The 20,561-nt window shown below is 40.9% G+C and carries 19 protein-coding genes; 16 read left to right on the forward strand and 3 right to left on the reverse strand.

Features of this window, described 5'->3' with window-relative positions:
* The first annotated feature begins 42 nt into the window (after positions 1–42).
* From msbA to tcdA, 6 genes are read left to right on the forward strand one after another with little or no spacing between them, the layout of a single operon-like run.
* Positions 43–1,788, forward strand: coding sequence for a lipid A export permease/ATP-binding protein MsbA (gene msbA / locus H5162_RS02655; protein WP_182777563.1), 1,746 nt, complete (start codon positions 43–45; stop codon positions 1,786–1,788).
* Positions 1,785–2,765: a tetraacyldisaccharide 4'-kinase gene (gene lpxK / locus H5162_RS02660; RefSeq protein WP_182777565.1), complete on the forward strand. Its 981-nt coding sequence runs from the start codon at positions 1,785–1,787 to the stop codon at positions 2,763–2,765. The genes msbA and lpxK overlap by 4 nt, the downstream gene beginning before the upstream one ends.
* Positions 2,755–2,952: a Trm112 family protein gene (locus tag H5162_RS02665; RefSeq protein ID WP_145233843.1), complete on the forward strand. Its 198-nt coding sequence runs from the start codon at positions 2,755–2,757 to the stop codon at positions 2,950–2,952. Before lpxK ends, H5162_RS02665 begins: the two co-directional genes overlap by 11 nt.
* Positions 2,940–3,698, forward strand: a complete 759-nt coding sequence (kdsB, locus tag H5162_RS02670; protein WP_145233845.1) for a 3-deoxy-manno-octulosonate cytidylyltransferase — start codon at positions 2,940–2,942, stop codon at positions 3,696–3,698. The genes H5162_RS02665 and kdsB overlap by 13 nt, the downstream gene beginning before the upstream one ends.
* A gap of 3 nt (positions 3,699–3,701) precedes the next feature.
* Entirely contained in the window at positions 3,702–4,376 is a 675-nt protein-coding gene (locus H5162_RS02675) for a TIGR01621 family pseudouridine synthase (protein ID WP_310736412.1), read from the forward strand.
* Complete coding sequence (gene tcdA / locus H5162_RS02680; RefSeq protein ID WP_182777569.1) at positions 4,377–5,177, forward strand: tRNA cyclic N6-threonylcarbamoyladenosine(37) synthase TcdA; 801 nt, start codon at positions 4,377–4,379, stop codon at positions 5,175–5,177. It begins immediately after the preceding gene.
* On the opposite strand, the gene H5162_RS02685 is transcribed toward tcdA, so the two are convergent.
* From H5162_RS02685 to H5162_RS02695, 3 genes are all read right to left on the reverse strand, one after another.
* On the reverse strand, positions 5,174–5,587 hold the full coding sequence (locus tag H5162_RS02685) for a SufE family protein (protein WP_149981072.1): 414 nt from the start codon (positions 5,585–5,587) through the stop codon (positions 5,174–5,176). The genes tcdA and H5162_RS02685 overlap by 4 nt on opposite strands.
* 13 nt (positions 5,588–5,600) lie before the next feature.
* Positions 5,601–6,815 (reverse strand): aminotransferase class V-fold PLP-dependent enzyme, encoded by a 1,215-nt coding sequence (locus H5162_RS02690; protein WP_182777571.1) that lies wholly within the window; start codon positions 6,813–6,815, stop codon positions 5,601–5,603.
* Positions 6,816–6,945: 130 nt separating this feature from the next.
* On the reverse strand, positions 6,946–8,232 hold the full coding sequence (locus H5162_RS02695; RefSeq protein ID WP_145233855.1) for a citrate synthase: 1,287 nt from the start codon (positions 8,230–8,232) through the stop codon (positions 6,946–6,948).
* Between the two features lie 411 nt (positions 8,233–8,643).
* Between H5162_RS02695 and sdhC the strand changes: the two genes are divergently transcribed.
* From sdhC to H5162_RS02745, 10 genes are all read left to right on the forward strand, one after another.
* On the forward strand, positions 8,644–9,021 hold the full coding sequence (gene sdhC / locus H5162_RS02700) for a succinate dehydrogenase, cytochrome b556 subunit (RefSeq protein ID WP_145233857.1): 378 nt from the start codon (positions 8,644–8,646) through the stop codon (positions 9,019–9,021).
* Complete coding sequence (sdhD, locus tag H5162_RS02705) at positions 9,012–9,359, forward strand: succinate dehydrogenase, hydrophobic membrane anchor protein (protein ID WP_145233859.1); 348 nt, start codon at positions 9,012–9,014, stop codon at positions 9,357–9,359. The genes sdhC and sdhD overlap by 10 nt, the downstream gene beginning before the upstream one ends.
* On the forward strand, positions 9,360–11,132 hold the full coding sequence (gene sdhA / locus H5162_RS02710; protein WP_182734755.1) for a succinate dehydrogenase flavoprotein subunit: 1,773 nt from the start codon (positions 9,360–9,362) through the stop codon (positions 11,130–11,132).
* A 10-nt stretch (positions 11,133–11,142) separates the two neighbouring features.
* Entirely contained in the window at positions 11,143–11,859 is a 717-nt protein-coding gene (locus H5162_RS02715; RefSeq protein ID WP_016709644.1) for a succinate dehydrogenase iron-sulfur subunit, read from the forward strand.
* Positions 11,860–11,945: 86 nt separating this feature from the next.
* Positions 11,946–14,765, forward strand: a complete 2,820-nt coding sequence (gene sucA / locus H5162_RS02720; RefSeq protein ID WP_145233864.1) for a 2-oxoglutarate dehydrogenase E1 component — start codon at positions 11,946–11,948, stop codon at positions 14,763–14,765.
* 3 nt (positions 14,766–14,768) lie between these two features.
* Positions 14,769–16,283 carry a 2-oxoglutarate dehydrogenase complex dihydrolipoyllysine-residue succinyltransferase gene (odhB, locus tag H5162_RS02725; protein WP_145233866.1) on the forward strand — a complete coding sequence of 505 codons (1,515 nt, stop codon included), beginning with the start codon at positions 14,769–14,771 and terminating at the stop codon, positions 16,281–16,283.
* Between the two features lie 176 nt (positions 16,284–16,459).
* Positions 16,460–17,626: an ADP-forming succinate--CoA ligase subunit beta gene (gene sucC / locus H5162_RS02730; protein WP_145233868.1), complete on the forward strand. Its 1,167-nt coding sequence runs from the start codon at positions 16,460–16,462 to the stop codon at positions 17,624–17,626.
* Positions 17,626–18,498: a succinate--CoA ligase subunit alpha gene (sucD, locus tag H5162_RS02735; protein WP_145233870.1), complete on the forward strand. Its 873-nt coding sequence runs from the start codon at positions 17,626–17,628 to the stop codon at positions 18,496–18,498. Before sucC ends, sucD begins: the two co-directional genes overlap by 1 nt.
* A gap of 215 nt (positions 18,499–18,713) precedes the next feature.
* Positions 18,714–19,148, forward strand: coding sequence for a hypothetical protein (locus tag H5162_RS02740; protein ID WP_182777573.1), 435 nt, complete (start codon positions 18,714–18,716; stop codon positions 19,146–19,148).
* A 15-nt stretch (positions 19,149–19,163) separates the two neighbouring features.
* On the forward strand, positions 19,164–20,561 hold the full coding sequence (locus H5162_RS02745; protein ID WP_182777575.1) for a diguanylate cyclase: 1,398 nt from the start codon (positions 19,164–19,166) through the stop codon (positions 20,559–20,561).

Genomic DNA, 20,561 nt, shown 5'->3' on the forward strand with positions numbered 1-20,561 from the left:
CTGGAGGCTACAATAGCCACAGATTATGAATAAGAGAGTACTATGGACCAAACTACATCACAAATTTATAAGCGTTTATTGACGTATGTGGGGGATTATAAAAGCGTTGCCATTTTTGCTGTGATTGGCATGATTGGCTACTCAGCTATGGATGCTTTATTTATCCAACTAATGAAGCCATTTATAGATCAGGGCTTAAATCAACGCAACGCTGAAGTATTAAAATACGCACCATTTGTTGTCATCGCGTTAGTGTTTGGCCGGGGTATTTTTAACTATATCTCGTCTTATTGTTTAAGTTATGTGGGTTCACAAGTTGTCCGCTCGTTACGTCAGCAATTATTTGAGCATATTTTACATTTACCCGTTGCCTTTCATGATCAAAATTCAACTGGGGATTTAATTTCAAAAATAACGTTCGATACCGAGCAAGTGCAGCAAGCGATCACCAAAGCAATGCTTATAGTAGTCAGAGAAGGCGCATTTGTGGTGTTTTTACTGGCTGTTATGTTTTATACAAGTTGGAAGCTGTCATTAATCTTTTTGATCATAATCCCCCTGGTGGCAGTTATTGTTTCCGTTGTATCAAAACGTTTTCGTCTTATCTCTAAAAATATTCAATCGGCAATGGGGCAAGTTACCCGTAGCTCAGAGCAAATGCTCAGTGGCCATAAAGTGATTCATGGCTTTGGCGGTCAACAGCAAGAAATAACCCAATTTGCAAAAATTAATAATCATAATCGTCAGCAGCGTATCAAAATGGATGCCACTAAAGCACTTAGTGTGTCTGTGATTCAAATTTTGGCTGCAAGTGCAATGGCAGTTATTCTCTGGGTGGTTTCTATGCCATCAATGATTGATACAGTGAGCTCTGGGGATTTTGTGGTGCTTATTTCATCGATGATGATGTTATTACGCCCTTTAAAGCAATTAGCTAATGTAAATAGCGATTTACAGCGTGGCATATCCGCAGCGCAAAGCATTTTTTTAGTGCTTGACCAAGAGGCCGAAAAAGACGTTGGTACAATTAGTGTAGATAAAGTAAAAGGTATGATTGAAGTTAAAAATGTCACCTTTAATTACCCAACGAAAGCAGAAGCTGTATTAAAAAACTTATCGCTCACTATAAAAGCGGGCGAGAGTATTGCGTTAGTTGGGCGTTCAGGTTCTGGTAAATCAACTATTTCAAACTTATTACCACGTTATTATGACTTACAACCGCCAAGCGAGATTTTACTCGATGGCGTGCCACTGGCGGATTATAAGTTAACAGATTTACGTCGCCAATTTGCTCTAGTATCACAGCAAGTAGTGTTGTTTAATGACACCATTGCCAATAACATCAGTTATGGTATTGCACGTCCACTTAGTGATGACGAGGTCTTGAATGTGGCAAAACAAGCACATGTGTGGGAGTTTGTGAAAGATTTACCCGACGGTCTAAATACCATGGTCGGTGAAAATGGCGTTATGTTATCTGGCGGGCAACGCCAGCGTATAGCGATTGCAAGAGCAATCTTAAAAGATGCACCAATTTTGATTTTAGATGAAGCAACTTCTGCATTAGATACAGAGTCTGAAAAACTGATCCAGCAAGCTTTAGAAGCATTAATGAAAAATAAAACCTCTATTGTGATTGCTCACCGATTATCAACAATAGAACAAAGCGACCACATCTATGTTATTGATAATGGTCAAGTGATAGAAAGTGGTGATCACATCAGCTTACTGGCTAATGATGGCACGTATGCAGCGCTTTGCAAGATGCAATTTGGTGATCACGGGTGAGTAAAATAGAACAAAGTTGGTATCGAGAAATAAGCTTTATTACCATATTACTTTTACCACTGAGTGTATTATTTTGGTTTATGAGTGATCTGCGTAAATTAGCGTATAAGCTAGGTTTAATGAAGACATACCAAAGCCCTGTGCCAGTTATCGTGGTAGGTAATATTAGCGTTGGTGGTAATGGGAAAACCCCCTTTGTGATCTGGCTTGCGAATTACTTACAGCAGCGTGGCTTAAGGGTTGGCATTATTAGTCGAGGCTATGGCGGTAATAGTGATAGCTATCCACTTACTGTGACTGAGCATACCGACACGACTCAGGCAGGTGATGAGCCCGTACTTATTCAGCGCAGGCTTGACTGCCCTGTAGTTGTAGGCCCAGATCGACAAGCGAATATAAAACAATTAATTGCGCAATATCAGCTTGATGTGATTATTTCAGATGATGGTATGCAACATTATAAAATGGCCAGAACAATAGAGTGCTGTATTGTTGATAGTGAACGGCGTTTTGGCAATGGCTTATTAATGCCTGCGGGGCCACTGAGAGAAACACAAAAACGTTTAAAATCAGTTGACTTAGTTATTGAAAATGGGGGGAATGCCACGTTTAATTATCAGCTAAAAAGTGCTGATTTAGTAAATGTTGCCACTAATATAGCCACTCAAGTCCCGCTTTTGACCGGTCACGCAGTGAGCGCCATTGGTAATCCACAACGTTTTGAAAATAGCTTACGTCAACAAGGCATTACATTGCTAAGTTGTCATCATTTTCGAGATCATTATGGTTATACAGCACAAGATTTCATAAAATTTAATGATGAAATAGTGTTTATGACGGAGAAAGATGCGGTAAAATGTCATTCATTTGCAAAACCAACGTGGTATTTTTTACCTGTTGACGCAGAGCCATCCCCTGGGGTGGTATCTAAACTTAACTTATTACTGAGAGAAAAAGGGATCCTAGATGGCCTTTGATACAAAATTACTTGAAATAATTGCTTGCCCAGTGTGTAAAGGCAAATTACGTTTAGACAAAGAAAACAGTGAATTGATCAGCACAGCTGCAAAACTTGCTTACCCTATTCGAGATGATATTCCTGTATTACTAGAAAATGAAGCGCGTGAATTGAGCTTAGAAGAGATTGAAAAGTGGAATTCGTAGTCGTTATTCCAGCGCGCTTTGCATCGAGTCGTCTACCAGGTAAACCCCTTGCTGATATTTGTGGCAAACCTATGATTCAACATGTTTATGAAAAGGCGATGGCGTCAGGGGCTAGTAAGGTCGTAATAGCCACCGATCATCAACAGGTTTTTGATGTTGTCAAAGGCTTTACTAATAATGTCTTAATGACTCGAGATGATCATCAGTCAGGCACTGAACGGCTAGCTGAAGTTGTTGATTTATTATCACTTAATAACGATATTATTGTAGTGAATGTGCAAGGTGATGAGCCTTTATTAGCCGCTGAAAATGTCTCGCAAGTTGCAGCTTTACTTGCTAATTCAAGTGCGCCAATGGCGACCTTGAGTGCCGCCATTGAGAATGTCGATGAGATCTTTAATCCCAATGCAGTTAAAGTCGTCAGCGATGTAAATAAAAATGCACTGTACTTTTCTCGTGCCAGCATTCCCTATGATCGTAGTCATATGTACACTGGTGAGAATAACGGATTAGACACACAAGATTTTCAACGTCATGTGGGTATTTATGCATACCGCGCTGGTTTTATTAAACAATACATCTCACTGACGCCATCCCCATTAGAGCAACTTGAATCTCTTGAGCAATTACGTGTTTTATATCATGGCTATAAAATAAAAATAGAACAGGCAAAAATAACACCGCAAGCAGGGGTTGATACGCCTGATGATTTAGCGCGTGTAATTGCTATACTGCAAAGTCATTAAGTGGTGAACACGTTCATATTACTCAAGGTTATAGCAAAGCACCTTGATTTTTATATTATAGAAAAACCTGCCGGGCTTAATTTCCATAGTGAAGAAGGGCCTGGGTTTGTAGTACTCGCTGAGCACCAACTCGCAGAAAAGTTATATGCTGTGCATCGCCTTGATAAAGTGACGTCAGGGCTAATAATTTTAGCACGCAGTAGTGAAGCGGCTGCAAAGTTGACCGTTTTATTTACCGCTCATCAAGTTAATAAGTTTTATTTGGCGATAAGTGATTGCAAACCGAAGAAAAAGCAAGGTTGGATCAAAGGGGATATGGCTAAATCACGCCGTAGTACCTATAAGCTATTAACAAGTAAAGAAAACCCAGCTATAACTCGCTTTTATTCTATTAATTTTAAAGCCAATAGACGGGCATTTATCTTAAAGCCTTACTCGGGTAAAACGCACCAATTACGGGTCGCGCTAAAAAGCCTTTCTGCGCCGATTTTAGGTGATGTAATATACGGTGGTACTGCTGCTGAGCGCACCTATTTACATGCTTTTGCACTAAGCTTTGTGTGGCAAGGTAAACTACAGCAATTTAGTTTGTTACCGCATTACGATGATGAGTTTACAACATTAATTGAACATGAAAATTTTCAGCCTTGGCAAACACCATGGCAACTGGATTGGTAAATGAGTGAAAAAGTAACCGATATCCGTTTTGGTGGTATCAAAAGATTATATGGCAACACTGAATTTGAATGGCTACAACAAGCCCACTTTTGTGTTATTGGTATTGGTGGCGTGGGCTCGTGGGCGGCAGAGGCTCTAGCACGTACTGGAGTTGGTAAAATAACCTTAATTGATCTTGATGATATTTGTGCAACCAACGTGAATCGGCAAATACATGCATTAACAGGCACTGTGGGTGAAGCAAAGGTTGTCGCAATGAAGGCCCGCTGTGAATTGATCAATCCACTGTGTGAGGTCAGTGTTGTCGATGATTTTATTACTTTAGATAATATTCGTGAGCATATAAGTGGCTTTGACTATGTCATAGATTGCATTGATGCAGTAAAAGAAAAAGCGGCATTAATAGCGCATTGTAAACGTAACAAAATACCGGTGATCACCACCGGTGGTGCTGGCGGTCAAACTGATCCGAGTCAAATTACTTTTGGTGATGTGGCAAAGACCACCCATGATCCATTACTGGCAAAAGTGCGATATATTTTGCGCAAACAGTACAACTTTAGTAGCAATCCAAAGCGAAAATTCAACATCGATTGTGTTTATTCAACTGAGCAATTGGTATATCCAAGTACTGATGGCAGCGTTTGTCATGCTAAACAGGGGGCTGATGGCTCCATGAATATGGATTGTAACAACGGTTTTGGTTCAGCGACTATGGTAACCGGAAGTTTTGGTTTTTTTGTCGCAGCAAAATCAATACGTAAATATTTAGATCGCTGCGCACGTACCGTGAAAAGTTAGTTTTTCTGTTCTGCCATGGTTTGAATACGCTCAACCATGGCTTTAATACCGTTGCCTCTGGAAGGACTAAGGTGCTGGATAAGCCCTAAATGATTAAACTGTGCAAATGCGTCAGTGTTAATAGCTTGTTCAGGGGTTAAACCATTATAAAGCGACAGAATAATCGCTAATAACCCTTTTACTATACGGGTATCTGAGTCACCAATAATAACCAAGCAATTTTCTTCAAGATCAAAATCCAAATACAGCCAAACTTTACTCTCACAGCCAGGCACAAGGGCATCACTGGTTTTTAAAACAGCCGGCATAGCTGGTAATTGTTTACCTAGTAGCATTATTTCACGGTATTTTTGTTGCCATGATGGCGAGCTCTCAAGCGATAAAGCAATTTCTTTAAACGTTTTAATCATGTCTTATCCATAATTAGTCTAATAACTCTAAGCAATTTTGCAAAGCTGCGATAAATAAATCAACATCGCTATGGTTATTATAAAATGCAAAGCTGGCTCTAACACTGCCATTAATACCTAAATGTTGCGTTAATGGCTGCGCACAATGATGACCGCTGCGCACTGCTATACCATAACCATCTAAAAGTGTTGCTATATCGAAAGGGTGCTCGTCTTTATAATTGAAACAAAGGGTGCCAATATTGTTCTCAAGGTTGCTATAAACGGTAATTCCTGCGATGGATTGCAGTTTTTCTGCCGCATAATTAAAAATTACTTGTTCATGAGTATATACATTAGTCTTATTTAAACTGGTTAGATAATCGATTGCAGCTGCAAAAGCGATCACTGCAGCAATGTTTGGTGTACCTGCTTCAAACTTTGCTGGTGCCTGACGAAATATTGTTTTTGCTAATGTAACAGTTTCAATCATTTCGCCACCAGTTTGATACACAGCTAAACTATTTAACCGATCATAGCGACCATATAATCCACCTAATCCGGTTGGGCCGAGCATTTTATGAGCCGAAAAAACATAAAAATCACAACCGAGTTGAGGTAAATTTGGCTGTAAATGTAGCGCAGCCTGCGCGCCATCCACTAAGGTAATTGCGTCATGGCGTTTTGCGGCATGTAATATTGGGTCAAGATCTGTGATATTACCAAGCGCATTAGACGCGTGAGTGATAGCAAGTACAGATGGCTTATGCTGACTGATGAATTCAACACATGCTTGAACATCAAAGCAGCCATTTTTTTGTAACGGAAGTGCCAGTAGCTTTGCTCCCGTGCGCTTTGCTAACTGTTGCCATGGCACAATATTAGCATGATGCTCTAAGGCTGAAATGATGATGGTTGAATCATTATCAAGCTGCTCAGTTAAGCCATTCGCCACTAAGTTTATTGCCTCAGTAGCTCCTTTGGTCCAAACTAATTCATTTGCGTCGATATTAAAATAATTGGCAACGGTCTGTCTTGCTTGTTCATAGGCATGGGTTGCTTGTTCGCTTAAGGTATGGCGGCCACGATGAACATTAGCATTATTGCGTGCGTAAAATTGCTCAGTCGCGCTGATAACTGACAGTGGTTTTTGGGTGGTTGCAGCCGAATCAAGATAGACCAGCGGTTGCCCGTTGATGAGTTGTTTTAGGGCAGGAAAGTCTGCGCGAATTTTTTCTATATTAAACATAACTTTTCAACACCAAGCACACCAAAGCCGAATTAAAAACTGAATCGGAATTGTAATGGCTTTGTGATATTTCTCAAGGACTAGATACAAAAAAGGCCGCAAATGCGGCCCTTTTTAGCATTAACTAAAATTAACGCTTGTCTGTCGCTACGTAATCACGGTGTGTGTGACCAGTATATAGCTGACGTGGACGGCTGATCTTATGACCAGGTTGCGATAACATCTCGTCCCAGTGTGTGATCCAACCAACAGTACGTGCCATTGCGAAGATCACAGTGAACATGCTTGTTGGGATACCAATTGCTTTTAAGATAATACCTGAGTAGAAGTCTACGTTAGGGTAAAGTTTCTTCTCAACAAAGTATGGGTCTTCTAATGCAATTTGCTCAAGTTTCATTGCAATATCCAGCAACGGATCTTGAATATTAAGCTCAGCAAGTACTTCGTGACACGTTTGACGCATTACAGTTGCACGCGGATCGAAGTTTTTGTAAACACGGTGTCCAAAGCCCATAAGACGGAATGGGTCCGACTTATCTTTTGCTTTAGCAACGTATTCGTCGATGCGATCAACAGAGCCAATTTCTTCTAACATGTTTAAACATGCTTCGTTAGCACCGCCATGTGCAGGGCCCCAAAGTGATGCGATACCTGCGGCAATACATGCATATGGGTTAGCACCAGAAGAACCAGCTAAGCGTACTGTAGACGTTGATGCATTTTGCTCGTGATCAGCGTGAAGCATAAAGATTTTATCCATTGCTTTAGCAGTCACTGGATTAACTTTATATTCTTCAGCTGGTACAGAGAACATCATATGTAAGAAGTTTTCTGCATAGCTTAAATCATTGCGTGGGTAAACGAATGGTTGACCTACGTTGTATTTATAAGCCATCGCTGCGATAGTTGGAAGCTTAGCAATTAATTTTACAGCACTTGTTTTACGTTGTGTTGCATCAGTAATATCAAGATCTTCATGATAAAAAGATGATAATGCACCAACTACACCACATAGCATAGCCATTGGATGGGCATCAAAACGGAAGCCTTGGAAGAAGTTTGCAATTTTCTCATCAAGCATCGTGCTATGTGTGATTTGTGATGCAAAATCAGTATATTGCTCTTTAGTTGGTAATTCACCGTTTAACAGTAAATAACACAACTCAACATAATCTGAGTCTTCGGCTAGTTGTTCAATTGGGTAACCACGGTGAAGTAATATCCCTTTGCCACCGTCGATATATGTAATTGAAGATTCGCAAGAACCAGTCGACATGAAACCTGGATCATATGTGAAATGACCGTGAGCACCTAACGTACGTACATCGATTACATCCTGACCAGCAGTACCTTGGTAAATTGGAAGTTCGATTGGATCTAGACCATCAATATGGACTGTGGCTTTCTTATCCGCCATCTATTTATCTCCTATTAAGATAACAACTCTGATTGTTATGTTCTGAATCTGTTTAAGCACATCCTTTTCATTTTAACGTGAAAGAGGGGGTTAAAGTCAATTTTTATAAACATTATGCACAAATGTATAATAAATATTCTGACGGGATTAAATATTATACCATTGGCTAATTCGCAAATAGCTCTAACTAAACAAGAATTGTAAAAAGACCTTTGGCTATATATACTATCGAAGGTTTTATACCGTATTGTCTGTAGGTAAACGTTATTTTTACAGCTAATCTTTGCAAAAATGTGAATTTTAGTCGTAACAAAAAGCTTTACTTAGATAGTTCCATCAGAAAAATCGTTTTCTGGTGGGTTAAGAAAAACAAGTAGATGAGCTCCTAGTGGGCAAGATGGGCAAGTAACTGTGAAAAAGCAAAGACCTGTAAATCTAGATCTAACAACTATATCAATGCCGGCAACGGCTAAAGCATCAATTTTTCACCGCGTCACCGGTGTTGCGTTATTTTTTGCTTTAACGTTTGTCATTTGGGCTTGGTCTGAGTCTCTTTCTTCTGCTGAAGGTTTTGAATTCGTCAAGGGTCTGTTTAGCGGATTCATTGCCAAATTTATAGCTTGGGGCACCATTTCCGTATTGGCATACCACCTTATCGGCGGTATTCGTCATATCATTATGGATATGGGACATTGGGAAGAACTTGAATCAGGTAACCTCAGCGCTAAAATTGCTATGGCACTTGGCGTTGTGGCTTCTGTTCTAGCAGGGGTGTGGATATGGTTTTAAATCAAGCAACTCTAAAGCGTGATGGTGTACAAGATTATGTCTCATTACGTACCACGGCACTAGTAATTACCGCGTATGCGATTTTTATTATCGGCTACTTCTTATGTACACCAGAAGTTACTTTTGAAGCATGGCAAGGCCTGTTTTCAAACCTCGCAATGAAAGGGTTTACGTTAATTACCCTCGTTTGCATTATGGTTCATACCCGTATTGGCCTTTGGCAAGTACTGACTGATTACGTGAAAAATGCAACATTACGCGCTGTTTTAGGGTTTGTATTAAACCTTATGGCCGTTGCATACGTAGCTATTGGTCTAATCGTTTTATGGGGTGTTTAAGTGAAATATTCTGTTCGTGAATTTGATGCCGTTGTGATTGGCGCAGGTGGTGCGGGTATGCGCGCAGCACTTGCAATCACTGAATCAGGTAAAACCTGTGCGCTTATCTCTAAAGTATTCCCAACCCGTTCTCACACTGTGTCTGCACAAGGTGGTATTACGGTTGCTTTGGGTAACTCACATGAAGATAACTGGGAATGGCACATGTACGATACTGTTAAAGGTTCCGATTTCATCGGTGACCAAGACGCTATCGAATATATGTGTAAAACAGGCCCAGAAGCAATTACTGAATTAGAAAACATGGGTCTACCATTTTCTCGTTTTGAAAATGGCCGTGTTTACCAACGTCCTTTCGGTGGTCAATCGAAGAATTTTGGTGGTGAGCAAGCTGCACGGACTGCGGCTGCAGCTGACCGTACTGGTCATGCGTTATTACACCTTCTTTACCAGCAAAACGTTAAAAACAAAACCAATGTATTTTCTGAATGGTATGCATTAGATTTAGTTAAAAACGATGATGGTAATGTTGTTGGTTGTACTGCAATCGATATCGAAACCGGCGAAGTTGTTTACTTTAAATCTAAAGCTGTTGTACTAGCAACGGGTGGCGCAGGTCGTATCTTCGCATCAACGACTAATGCACACATCAATACTGGTGACGGTGTTGGTATGGCAACTCGTGCCGGCATTTCTATGCAAGACATGGAAATGTGGCAATTTCACCCAACCGGTATTGCTGGTGCGGGTACGCTAGTAACAGAAGGTTGTCGTGGTGAAGGTGGTTATCTTTTAAATAAAGATGGCGAGCGTTTCATGGAACGTTATGCACCGAATGCAAAAGATTTAGCGTCACGCGATGTTGTTGCTCGTTCAATGATGACAGAAATCCGTGAAGGTCGTGGTTGTGATGGTCCTTGGGGTCCACACATTAAGCTTAAGCTTGATCACTTAGGTGAAGAAACGCTTAATCTACGTCTTCCTGGTGTATGTGATCTTGCTAAAACATTTGCTCACGTTGACCCTGCTAAAGAGCCAATTCCAGTAATTCCTACTTGCCATTATATGATGGGTGGCGTACCAACCAATGTAAATGGGCAAGTACTACAAATCGATGCCCAAGGCAATGAGAAAGTAGTTGAAGGCTTATTTGCAGTTGGTGAGATTGCCTGTGTATCTGTACACGGTGCAAACCGCTTAGGTGGTAACTCATTGCTTGATTTAGTGGTATTTGGTCGTGCAGCTGGTAACTTCTTAGGTACATACCTAAATGATGTTGAAGTATCTAAAGATGCCTCTGAGTCAGATTTAGAAGCGTCACTTGCTCGCTTTAATCGTTGGGAAAACTCAACAATTGGTCAAGGCGAAGATCCAGTCCAAATCAAGAAAGATCTACAGCAATGTATGCAACTTAACTTCTCGGTATTCCGTGAAGGTGAGTCAATGGCAGCAGGTCTTAAAGAACTTAAAGAAATTCGTGAACGTCTGCAGCATGCGCGTCTTGATGATAAATCATTAGACTTCAACACTGCACGTATCGAATGTCTAGAGCTAGATAACATGATGGAAACAGCGTACTCAACTGCAGTCGCTGCAAACTTCCGTACAGAAAGCCGTGGTGCACACTCTCGCTTTGACTTCCCAGATCGTGATGACGAAAACTGGCTATGTCACTCTGTTTTCAATCCGGTAACGGATGAAATGAGCAAACGTGATGTTAACTATGCGCCTAAACTGCGCGAAGCATTTCCACCTAAAGCACGTACCTACTAGGAGCGAGACGATGGCACAAGTACAATTTTCTGTTTATCGTTATAATCCAGATGTTGATAACGCCCCACGTATGCAAGAATATACTTTGCAAACGGAAGAAGGCCACGACATGATGGTTTTGGATGCACTTTTATTATTAAAAGAGCAAGATCCAACGTTATCATTCCGTCGCTCATGCCGTGAAGGTGTATGTGGTTCTGACGGTGTTAACATGAATGGTAAAAATGGTTTAGCATGTATTACTCCTTTATCTACGCTACAAAAAAATGGCAAAGGTAAAATTGTAATACGTCCATTACCAGGTTTACCTGTGGTACGTGACCTTGTTATTGACATGAGTCAGTTCTACACTCAATACGAAAAAGTTAAACCATACTTAATTAATGACACGCCAGCGGCGGGTGAACGTCTTCAATCAATCGAAGAACGTGATAAGTTAGATGGCTTGTATGAGTGTATTCTATGTGCATGTTGTTCAACATCGTGTCCTTCGTTTTGGTGGAATCCAGACAAGTTCATAGGTCCAGCTGGTCTTCTTCATGCTTACCGTTTCTTGGCTGATAGCCGCGATACGGCAACTGAAGAGCGTTTAGCTGATTTAGACGATGCATTCAGCGTGTTCCGTTGTCACAGTATCATGAACTGTGTTAGCGTTTGTCCTAAGGGTCTTAATCCAACTAAGGCAATCGGACAAATCAAATCAATGTTAATAAGCCGTTCGGTTTAATAATCTTGATAAATGTAAGATGGCTAATGTGAATTGGCCATCTTGTTATTACAATTAATTTCTGCGCTAAAGAAAAGGGCTTATAAATGCACGAAGGTGTGATGAAGGCATGGCTAGAATCTTCACATTTAAACGGCGGCAACGTTGCTTATATAGAAGAGCTTTATGAAGCGTATTTAGACAATGCGACTTCTGTGCCAGAAGAATGGCGAGAAGTGTTCGAACAATTACCAAAAGTTGATGGTGTGGATGTTGAAGTTAAGCATTCAGAAGTTCGTGCACAGTTTGCGGCGCTTGCGAAAAACAAGCATAGAGAAGTAGTGGTAGCAGAAGGTGGAAGCAGTGACCCTAAACAAGTCAAAGTTCTCCAGCTTATAAATGCTTTCCGTTTCCGTGGTCATCAAAATGCCAACCTAGATCCATTGGGCATTTGGCAACGTGAACGTGTTCGAGACTTAGAGCTTGAATATCATGAATTATCTAAAGCTGATTTTGACCGTGAATTTAACGTGGGATCGTTTGCCGTAGGCCGCGATACCATGCCTTTAGGTGAGTTATATCAAGCTCTAATGACCACATACTGTGGTTCTGTTGGCGCTGAGTATATGCACATCACATCAACTGAAGAAAAGCGTTGGTTACAGCAACGTTTAGAGTCAGTGCAATCACGTCCAACATTCAGTAAAGATGAAAAGTTGCGTATCCTTAAAGGATTAACCGCAGCGGATGGTCTTGAAAAATATTTAGGGGCTAAGTTCCCCGGTGCTAAACGTTTCTCACTTGAAGGTGGTGATGCATTAGTACCAATGCTTAAAGAGCTTATTCACCGTGCTGGCGAAAGTGGCCAACAAGAAGCGGTTATTGGTATGGCTCACCGTGGTCGCTTAAATGTTCTTGTCAATGTACTTGGTAAAAACCCATCAGAACTATTTGATGAGTTTGCTGGCAAGCATAAAGAAACATTAAGCTCAGGTGATGTTAAATACCACATGGGTTACTCTTCGGATTTTGCTACTAAAGGTGGCAAAGTTCATATGGCTCTTGCCTTTAACCCATCGCATCTTGAAATCGTAAACCCAGTAGTTATGGGCTCGGTTCGTGCACGTTTAGACCGTTTGGGTGACAGTTCAGGTATTAAAGCACTACCTATCACCATTCATGGTGACTCGGCAGTGGCAGGCCAAGGTGTTGTTCAAGAAACCTTTAACTTATCGCAAACAAATGCGTTTAGTTGTGGTGGTAGTATTCGCATTGTAGTGAACAACCAAGTTGGTTTTACTACAAGCAAACAATACGATGTACGTTCAACAGATTACTGTACAGACATCGCAAAAATGGTGCAATCGCCTATTTTCCACGTTAATTCAGATGACCCTGAAGCGGTTGCATTTGTTACGCAAATCGCACTTGATTTCAGAAATCAATTTAAACGTGATGTGGTTATTGATTTAGTTTGTTATCGTCGTCACGGCCATAATGAAGCGGATGAGCCGAATGCGACTCAACCGATCATGTACCAAAAAATCAAAAAACACCCAGTGCCACGTTTGATCTACGCAGATCAGTTAATGGCTGAAGGCTCGTTTACTGAAGATGAAATTAAAGCACTGGCTGATGACTACCGTAATGGTTTAGACGAAGGCAATTGTGTTGTTGAAGAAATTCAACCAGAAACATCACACTCATCTGATTGGGCTAAGTATGTTGGCCATGAATGGAGTGTGGATTACGATGCCAGCGTTCCAGTTGAAAAATTAAAAGAACTAGGTAACAAAATAGCAAGTTACCCTGAGCAATATAAAGCTCAGTCTCGCGTTAAAAAGATTTACGATGATCGCAAATTAATGGCTAACGGTGAGAAACCACTTGATTGGGGTATGGCAGAAACACTTGCTTATGCAACGATCGCAACTGAAGGTACTGATATTCGTTTAACAGGCCAAGATTCAGGTCGTGGTACTTTCTTCCACCGCCATGCAGTTGTACATAGTCAAACTGATGGGGCCACTTACACGCCTTTACAGCACTTAAGTGAAGATCAAGGTACTTTCCAAGTATTTGACTCAGTGCTTTCAGAAGAAGCGGTTGTGGCGTTTGAATATGGTTATGCGACAGCAGAGCCAACATCACTAGTACTGTGGGAAGCACAGTTTGGTGATTTTGCTAACGGCGCACAAGTTGTATTTGACCAATTCTTAAGTTCAGGTGAGCAAAAATGGGGCCGCTTATGTGGACTGACCATTTTATTGCCACATGGTTATGAAGGGCAAGGTCCTGAACACAGTTCAGCACGTTTAGAGCGTTTCTTACAGCTATGTGCTGATCACAACATGCAAGTATGTGTGCCTTCAACACCGGCACAAGTATATGCAATGTTACGTCGTCAATCAGTAAGACCACTGCGTCGCCCACTGATTGTTATGACACCTAAATCATTGTTACGTCATCCACTTGCAACGTCGTCGCTTGAAGAGCTTGCAGAAGGTGTATTCCATAATATGATCGATGAAATCGATGATATTGATGCTAAGAAAGTAGAACGCGTAGTATTTTGTAGTGGTAAGGTTTACTACGAGCTATTACAAGAGCGTCGTAAGCTTGAGCAAGAGAATGTTGCTATTGTGCGTGTTGAACAGTTATACCCATTCCCACATGATGAAATGGAAGCCATTATGGCGCGTTATCAACATGTGAAAGACTTTGTTTGGTGTCAAGAAGAGCCGCAAAACCAAGGTGCTTGGTATTGTTCACAACACCACTTTGTAGATGCAATCCCACAAGGTGCGAAGCTTAAATATGCAGGTCGTAAAGCCTCTGCTTCTCCAGCGTGTGGTTATATGTCAGTGCATACTAAAGAACAACAAGCGCTTGTCGCAGACGCGCTTACTATTGAAAATAAAGGATAAGCAATGAGCACAGAAATTAAAGTTCCTGTTCTTCCTGAGTCGGTTGCTGATGCTTCCGTTGCTACATGGCATGTAAGTGTTGGCGACAAAGTAAGCCGTGATCAGAACTTAGTAGATATCGAAACAGACAAAGTTGTTTTAGAAGTTGTTGCACCACATGACGGTGTGATCACTGAAATTTCACAAGAAGAAGGTGCAACCGTACTTGGCGACCAAGTGATCGGTATCATTGGTGAGGCTGATGCAGCTACGCCAACTGAAGACGCAAAGAGCGAAGCTGCACCAGCTTCAGACAAACAAGAAAACGCGCCAGCGGCGCAATCAGCACCAGCATCAGAAGGTAAAGAAGTGGACATTAAAGTACCTGTACTTCCAGAATCAGTCGCAGACGCGACAGTAGCTACTTGGCATGTGCAACCAGGTGACGCAGTAACACGCGATCAAAACCTAGTTGATATCGAAACTGATAAAGTTGTTCTTGAAGTTGTTGCTCAAGAAGATGGCGTAATGGGTGAAATTATTCACGCAGAAGGCGATACAGTACTGGGTGACCAAGTTATCGGTAAAGTTAAAGCCGGTGGCGCACCAGCTGCAGCCCCTGCAGCAAAAGAACAAGCTCCAGCTGCTGATTCTAGCGATAGTTCAGACGTGTTAACACCGTCAGTGCGTCGTTTAATCGCAGAAAAAGGCCTAGATGCTTCTAAAATTAAAGGCTCTGGTAAAAATGGTCGTGTGACAAAAGAAGATGTTGATCAATTCTTGAAGTCACCAGCTCCTGCGGCGAAAGCTGAAGCAGCGCCAGCGGCACCAATGGGTGACCGTACACAAAAACGCGTTCCTATGACACGTTTACGTAAAACCATTGCTAATCGTCTTCTTGAAGCGAAAAACTCTACTGCAATGTTAACGACATTTAACGAAGTTAACATGAAACCAATCATGGATCTTCGTAAGCAGTATCAAGAAGTGTTCGAGAAACGTCACGGTATCCGTTTAGGTTTCATGTCTTTTTACGTAAAAGCAGTTACTGAAGCACTAAAACGTTTCCCTGACGTAAATGCATCAATTGATGGCGATGATATCGTATACCACAACTATTTTGATATCAGCATTGCAGTTTCTACGCCACGTGGCCTAGTGACTCCAGTACTAAAAGATTGCGATAAGCTATCTGTTGCTGAAATCGAAAAAGGTATTCGTGAATTAGCACTTAAAGGTCGTGATGGTAAGTTAACACTTGACGACATGACTGGTGGTAACTTCACTATCACTAACGGTGGTGTGTTCGGTTCGTTACTATCAACACCTATTATCAACTTACCGCAGTCTTCAATTTTGGGTATGCATAAAATCCAAGATCGTCCAATGGCTGTGAATGGTAAAGTTGAAATTCTTCCTATGATGTATTTGGCATTATCTTATGATCATCGCCAAATAGATGGTAAAGAATCTGTTGGCTTCTTAGTAACAATTAAAGAGTTACTTGAAGATCCAACTCGTTTATTACTGGATGTTTAATTCAGTAGTATAAAATATAAGCTGTGAGTCATATTCACAGCTTTTTTTTTGCGCCTTTGGTCGTACTGGGGTTTTCATGTTAAGCCTTGGGATCTATACTAGGTGCGCAATTTGGGATAGCTGTCTATTTATAAAAATAGTCAGCTCTTTTAGTATAAAAAATTGGATAAAGCATCATGAATTTGCATGAGTATCAGGCAAAACAACTTTTTGCCGAATATGGTTTACCAGTTTCTCAAGGTTTCGCTTGCGATACACCTGAAGAAGCTGCAGCAGCTGCTGAGAAAATCGGCGGTGATATGTGGGTTGTTAAAACTCAGGTTCACGCAGGTGGACGTGGTAAAGCTGGCGGTGTAAAGCTAGTTAAAACTATCGACGAAGTTAAAGCGTTTGCAGCTAACTGGTTAGGTAAAAACCTAGTTACTTACCAAACAGATGAGAATGGTCAGCCAGTTGCTAAAATTTTAGTAGAAAGCTGTACTGATATCGCCAACGAATTGTACTTAGGTGCAGTTGTTGACCGTGCATCTCGCAAAGTTGTTTTCATGGCGTCTACTGAAGGCGGTGTTGAAATTGAAACTGTTGCTGAAGAAACACCAGAGCTTATCCACAAAGCAGAGATCGACCCATTAGTAGGTCCTCAAGCTTACCAAGCACGTGAACTAGGTTTTAAATTGGGTCTTAACCCAGTACAAATGAAACAGTTCGTACAGATCTTCATGGGTCTTGGTAAAATGTTTACTGATTTCGATTTCGCACTACTTGAAATCAACCCGCTTGTTATCACTGATGAAGGTAACCTTCACTGTCTTGACGGCAAAATCGGTATCGATGGTAATGCACTTTACCGTCAACCTAAAATGCGTGATTTCCACGATCCATCACAAGAAGATGCACGTGAAGCACATGCAGCAAGTTTTGAACTTAACTACGTTGCATTAGACGGTAACGTTGGTTGTATGGTTAACGGTGCAGGCCTAGCAATGGGTACTATGGACATCGTAAACCTACACGGTGGTAAGCCTGCAAACTTCCTAGATGTTGGCGGCGGCGCGACTAAAGAACGTGTATCTGAAGCATTCAAAATCATTCTTTCAGATGACAACGTTAAAGCTGTTTTAGTTAACATCTTTGGTGGTATCGTTCGTTGTGACATGATCGCTGAAGGCATCATTGGCGCAGTTAAAGAAGTTGGCGTAAACGTACCTGTAGTTGTACGTTTAGAAGGTACTAACGCTGAGCTAGGTCGTGAAGTTCTTAAGAATTCTGGTCTAGATATCATTGCTGCTGAATCACTAACAGACGCGGCTGAAAAAGTTGTTGCTGCTGCGGAGGGCAAATAATGTCTGTATTAATCAATAAAGATACAAAAGTTATCTGTCAAGGTTTCACCGGTGGCCAAGGTACTTTCCACTCAGAGCAAGCGCTTGAGTACGGTACACAAATGGTTGGTGGTGTAAGCCCAGGTAAAGGCGGTCAAACGCACCTTGGTCTTCCAGTATTTAACACTGTACGTGATGCTGTAGAAGCAACAGGTGCAACTGCATCAGTTATCTATGTACCAGCACCTTTTTGTAAAGATGCTATCTTAGAAGCAATCGATGCGGGCATCGAGCTAATCGTTTGTATCACTGAAGGTATCCCTACACTTGATATGGTTGACGTTAAAGTTAAACTAGATCAAACAGGTACTCGTATGATCGGTCCTAACTGTCCAGGTGTTATCACTCCTGGTGAGACTAAGATTGGTATCATGCCTGGTCACATCCACAAACCTGGTAAAGTAGGTATTGTTTCTCGCTCTGGTACTTTAACGTACGAAGCTGTTAAACAAACTACAGATGCAGGTTTCGGTCAGTCTACCTGTGTTGGTATTGGTGGCGACCCAATTCCTGGTACTAACTTTATCGACGTTTTAGAAATGTTCGAAAAAGATCCACAAACTGAAGCGATCGTAATGATCGGTGAAATCGGTGGTACTGCAGAAGAAGAAGCTGCAGAGTACATCAAAGCTAACGTTACTAAGCCTGTTGTTTCTTACATTGCTGGTGTTACTGCACCAGAAGGTAAGCGTATGGGTCATGCTGGCGCAATCATCGCTGGCGGTAAAGGTACTGCTGATGAGAAATTTGCTGCATTAGAAGCTGCGGGCGTAAAAACTGTACGTTCACTTGCTGATATCGGTAAAGCACTTAAAGAAAAAACTGGCTGGTAATAACCTGTTATGTTTTGAAAAAAGGCTCACTTAGTGAGCCTTTTTTTTGCCATTATTTATAAAGTATTATGTCTAGATAATGATAAATTTCCGAATCTCTAGCTGTTTATTTAATAATAAAAATCAATAGCTTGTTTCAATAAACTCTACTGGTAATAATCAAAACTGCCGTTATAATGTGCGATTGCTTTTTATCATTGGAAGATCTAGCAGTAATGCGAATAATTTATTTTACAGTCTACCTTGTATGCTTTTGTTGCTCTTTCAATTTATTTTCATCTACTTCATTTCGTACCGCATTTTTAGTAACCGAACAACGCGCATTAGCTGAACCAAATCAGTTGATCGAAGAATTAGTTATTACACAAGCAGCTCAGCGTATTTCTACCACTGAACACGCTTATAATAATACTTTGTTAGCGCGGCTGTATTTATTTAAAGGTGATATCGCACGTTCACAAAGTTACTTTGAACTTGCCCAACAACAACTGCCTAAAGACGATGATTGGATCCAAGGTTATTGGTTAATGTATCGGAGTGTTTTTTCTTTAGAAGAAGGGCTGTTACCTGAAAGTATTAAACAAATCCGCTTAGCACAAAATGCCTTTATTCAAGCAAACGATTTAGAGATGTTGGTACAAGCTGAGTAAATTGAAGGGGCTCTGTTGCTCTGGCAAGAGGAATACCCTAAAGCAATAGAAATTATCGAAAATGCCTACATTGAAGCCAAAACTGCGAATATGTCATCAACTACCATGCTTTATGTTTATGATAGTTTAGCTGCATATTATTCGACCATGTCACTATTTGAGAAAGGTGAGCAATATGCAGTTTTAGCACGCGATCTCGCCAGTAAAAACGGCAATGTTGTCAATGGTTTGCCTGTTATCTATATCTTATGCATGACATATGAGCGCGCCGAAAAACTTGATTCAGCGGCGGCTTGTTATGAAGAAATGATAATGTTATCAGCAATGGTAAAAGCACCGCGCTATCTTTTTTTAGCGCCAGCTGGTAAAGCAAATGTCGCTCTGAAGCAAAAAAAATATTCGCAAGCGTTGCAACTACTATACTTGGCTAAAAGTTATGTTAATAAAGTGATTGTAAATCCAGCGCATATAATTGCGTTAAATAATGGATTTGCTAAAACTTTCTTAGCATTACAGCAACCAGAGCAAGCACTTGAATATATTCAAGCATCAGAGTTATTGTTGACTGATTACGATAGGCCGCTTAATAACCGTTACAGCCGGAATACACTCAGCTTAAAGGCGCAAAGCCTAGAACAATTAGGTCGTTTTGCAGAGGCTACTAATGCACTGAAGTTATTGATTAAGCTTACAGAGCAAGCAAAAGAAACAACGCAGCAGAAACTCGAGCAAGAAGCACGCTCACGATTTGAATCTACTCAACAAGATATCAAATTGCAGTTGGCTGAAGAGAAATTAAAATACCAACAAATTACTTTAGATAAGTTAGCTAAAGAAGGACAGTTACAAGCAGCCTATTCTGTTATTGGTATATTAGCGATATTAAGCATTACAATTTTCGCATTAAATCAACGCAAAGCATATTTACGAAGCCAACGCAGAGCAAATACAGATCCACTCACTGGAGCTCATAACCGTCGCTATATTCTCGATTTTATTGCAGCGCAACTTATCGGGAAGCAACAAAACTTTTCAGTTTCAATTTTAGATATTGATCATTTTAAACAAGTAAATGATCAATATGGTCATGATATCGGTGATCAAGCCCTAATTGCTTTTAGCGCGTTACTTACAGAGCAGTTAGCTGATACTGAGTATCAATTTGCTCGCTTTGGTGGTGAAGAGTTTATTGTGGTAATGCCAAACTTAACACTTGCACAAGGGCATGATTTTATCGGTAACTTATGCATTTGTTTAAAATCGTTAAGCTTGACCGATAAAAAAATCACTTTAACAAGCAGTGCTGGTGTAGCACAAATGCAGCCAGGACTCGCCCTTAATACGTTATTAAAAGTTGCTGACACAAACCTTTACCATGCTAAAAATACTGGCAGGGATAAGGTCTGTAGTTAA

Source organism: Pseudoalteromonas sp. SR41-8, from assembly GCF_014163915.1.
Lineage (GTDB): Bacteria > Pseudomonadota > Gammaproteobacteria > Enterobacterales > Alteromonadaceae > Pseudoalteromonas > Pseudoalteromonas rhizosphaerae.

Coding starts and splice junctions, on each gene's coding strand:
- msbA (WP_182777563.1), top strand. CDS start 43: ATGGACCAAACTACATCACAAATTTATAAGCGTTTATTGACGTATGTG.
- H5162_RS02665 (WP_145233843.1), top strand. CDS start 2,755: ATGGCCTTTGATACAAAATTACTTGAAATAATTGCTTGCCCAGTGTGT.
- tcdA (WP_182777569.1), top strand. CDS start 4,377: ATGAGTGAAAAAGTAACCGATATCCGTTTTGGTGGTATCAAAAGATTA.
- H5162_RS02685 (WP_149981072.1), bottom strand. CDS start 5,587: ATGATTAAAACGTTTAAAGAAATTGCTTTATCGCTTGAGAGCTCGCCA.
- H5162_RS02690 (WP_182777571.1), bottom strand. CDS start 6,815: ATGTTTAATATAGAAAAAATTCGCGCAGACTTTCCTGCCCTAAAACAA.
- H5162_RS02695 (WP_145233855.1), bottom strand. CDS start 8,232: ATGGCGGATAAGAAAGCCACAGTCCATATTGATGGTCTAGATCCAATC.
- sdhD (WP_145233859.1), top strand. CDS start 9,012: ATGGTTTTAAATCAAGCAACTCTAAAGCGTGATGGTGTACAAGATTAT.
- H5162_RS02715 (WP_016709644.1), top strand. CDS start 11,143: ATGGCACAAGTACAATTTTCTGTTTATCGTTATAATCCAGATGTTGAT.
- sucA (WP_145233864.1), top strand. CDS start 11,946: ATGCACGAAGGTGTGATGAAGGCATGGCTAGAATCTTCACATTTAAAC.
- odhB (WP_145233866.1), top strand. CDS start 14,769: ATGAGCACAGAAATTAAAGTTCCTGTTCTTCCTGAGTCGGTTGCTGAT.
- sucC (WP_145233868.1), top strand. CDS start 16,460: ATGAATTTGCATGAGTATCAGGCAAAACAACTTTTTGCCGAATATGGT.
- sucD (WP_145233870.1), top strand. CDS start 17,626: ATGTCTGTATTAATCAATAAAGATACAAAAGTTATCTGTCAAGGTTTC.
- H5162_RS02740 (WP_182777573.1), top strand. CDS start 18,714: ATGCGAATAATTTATTTTACAGTCTACCTTGTATGCTTTTGTTGCTCT.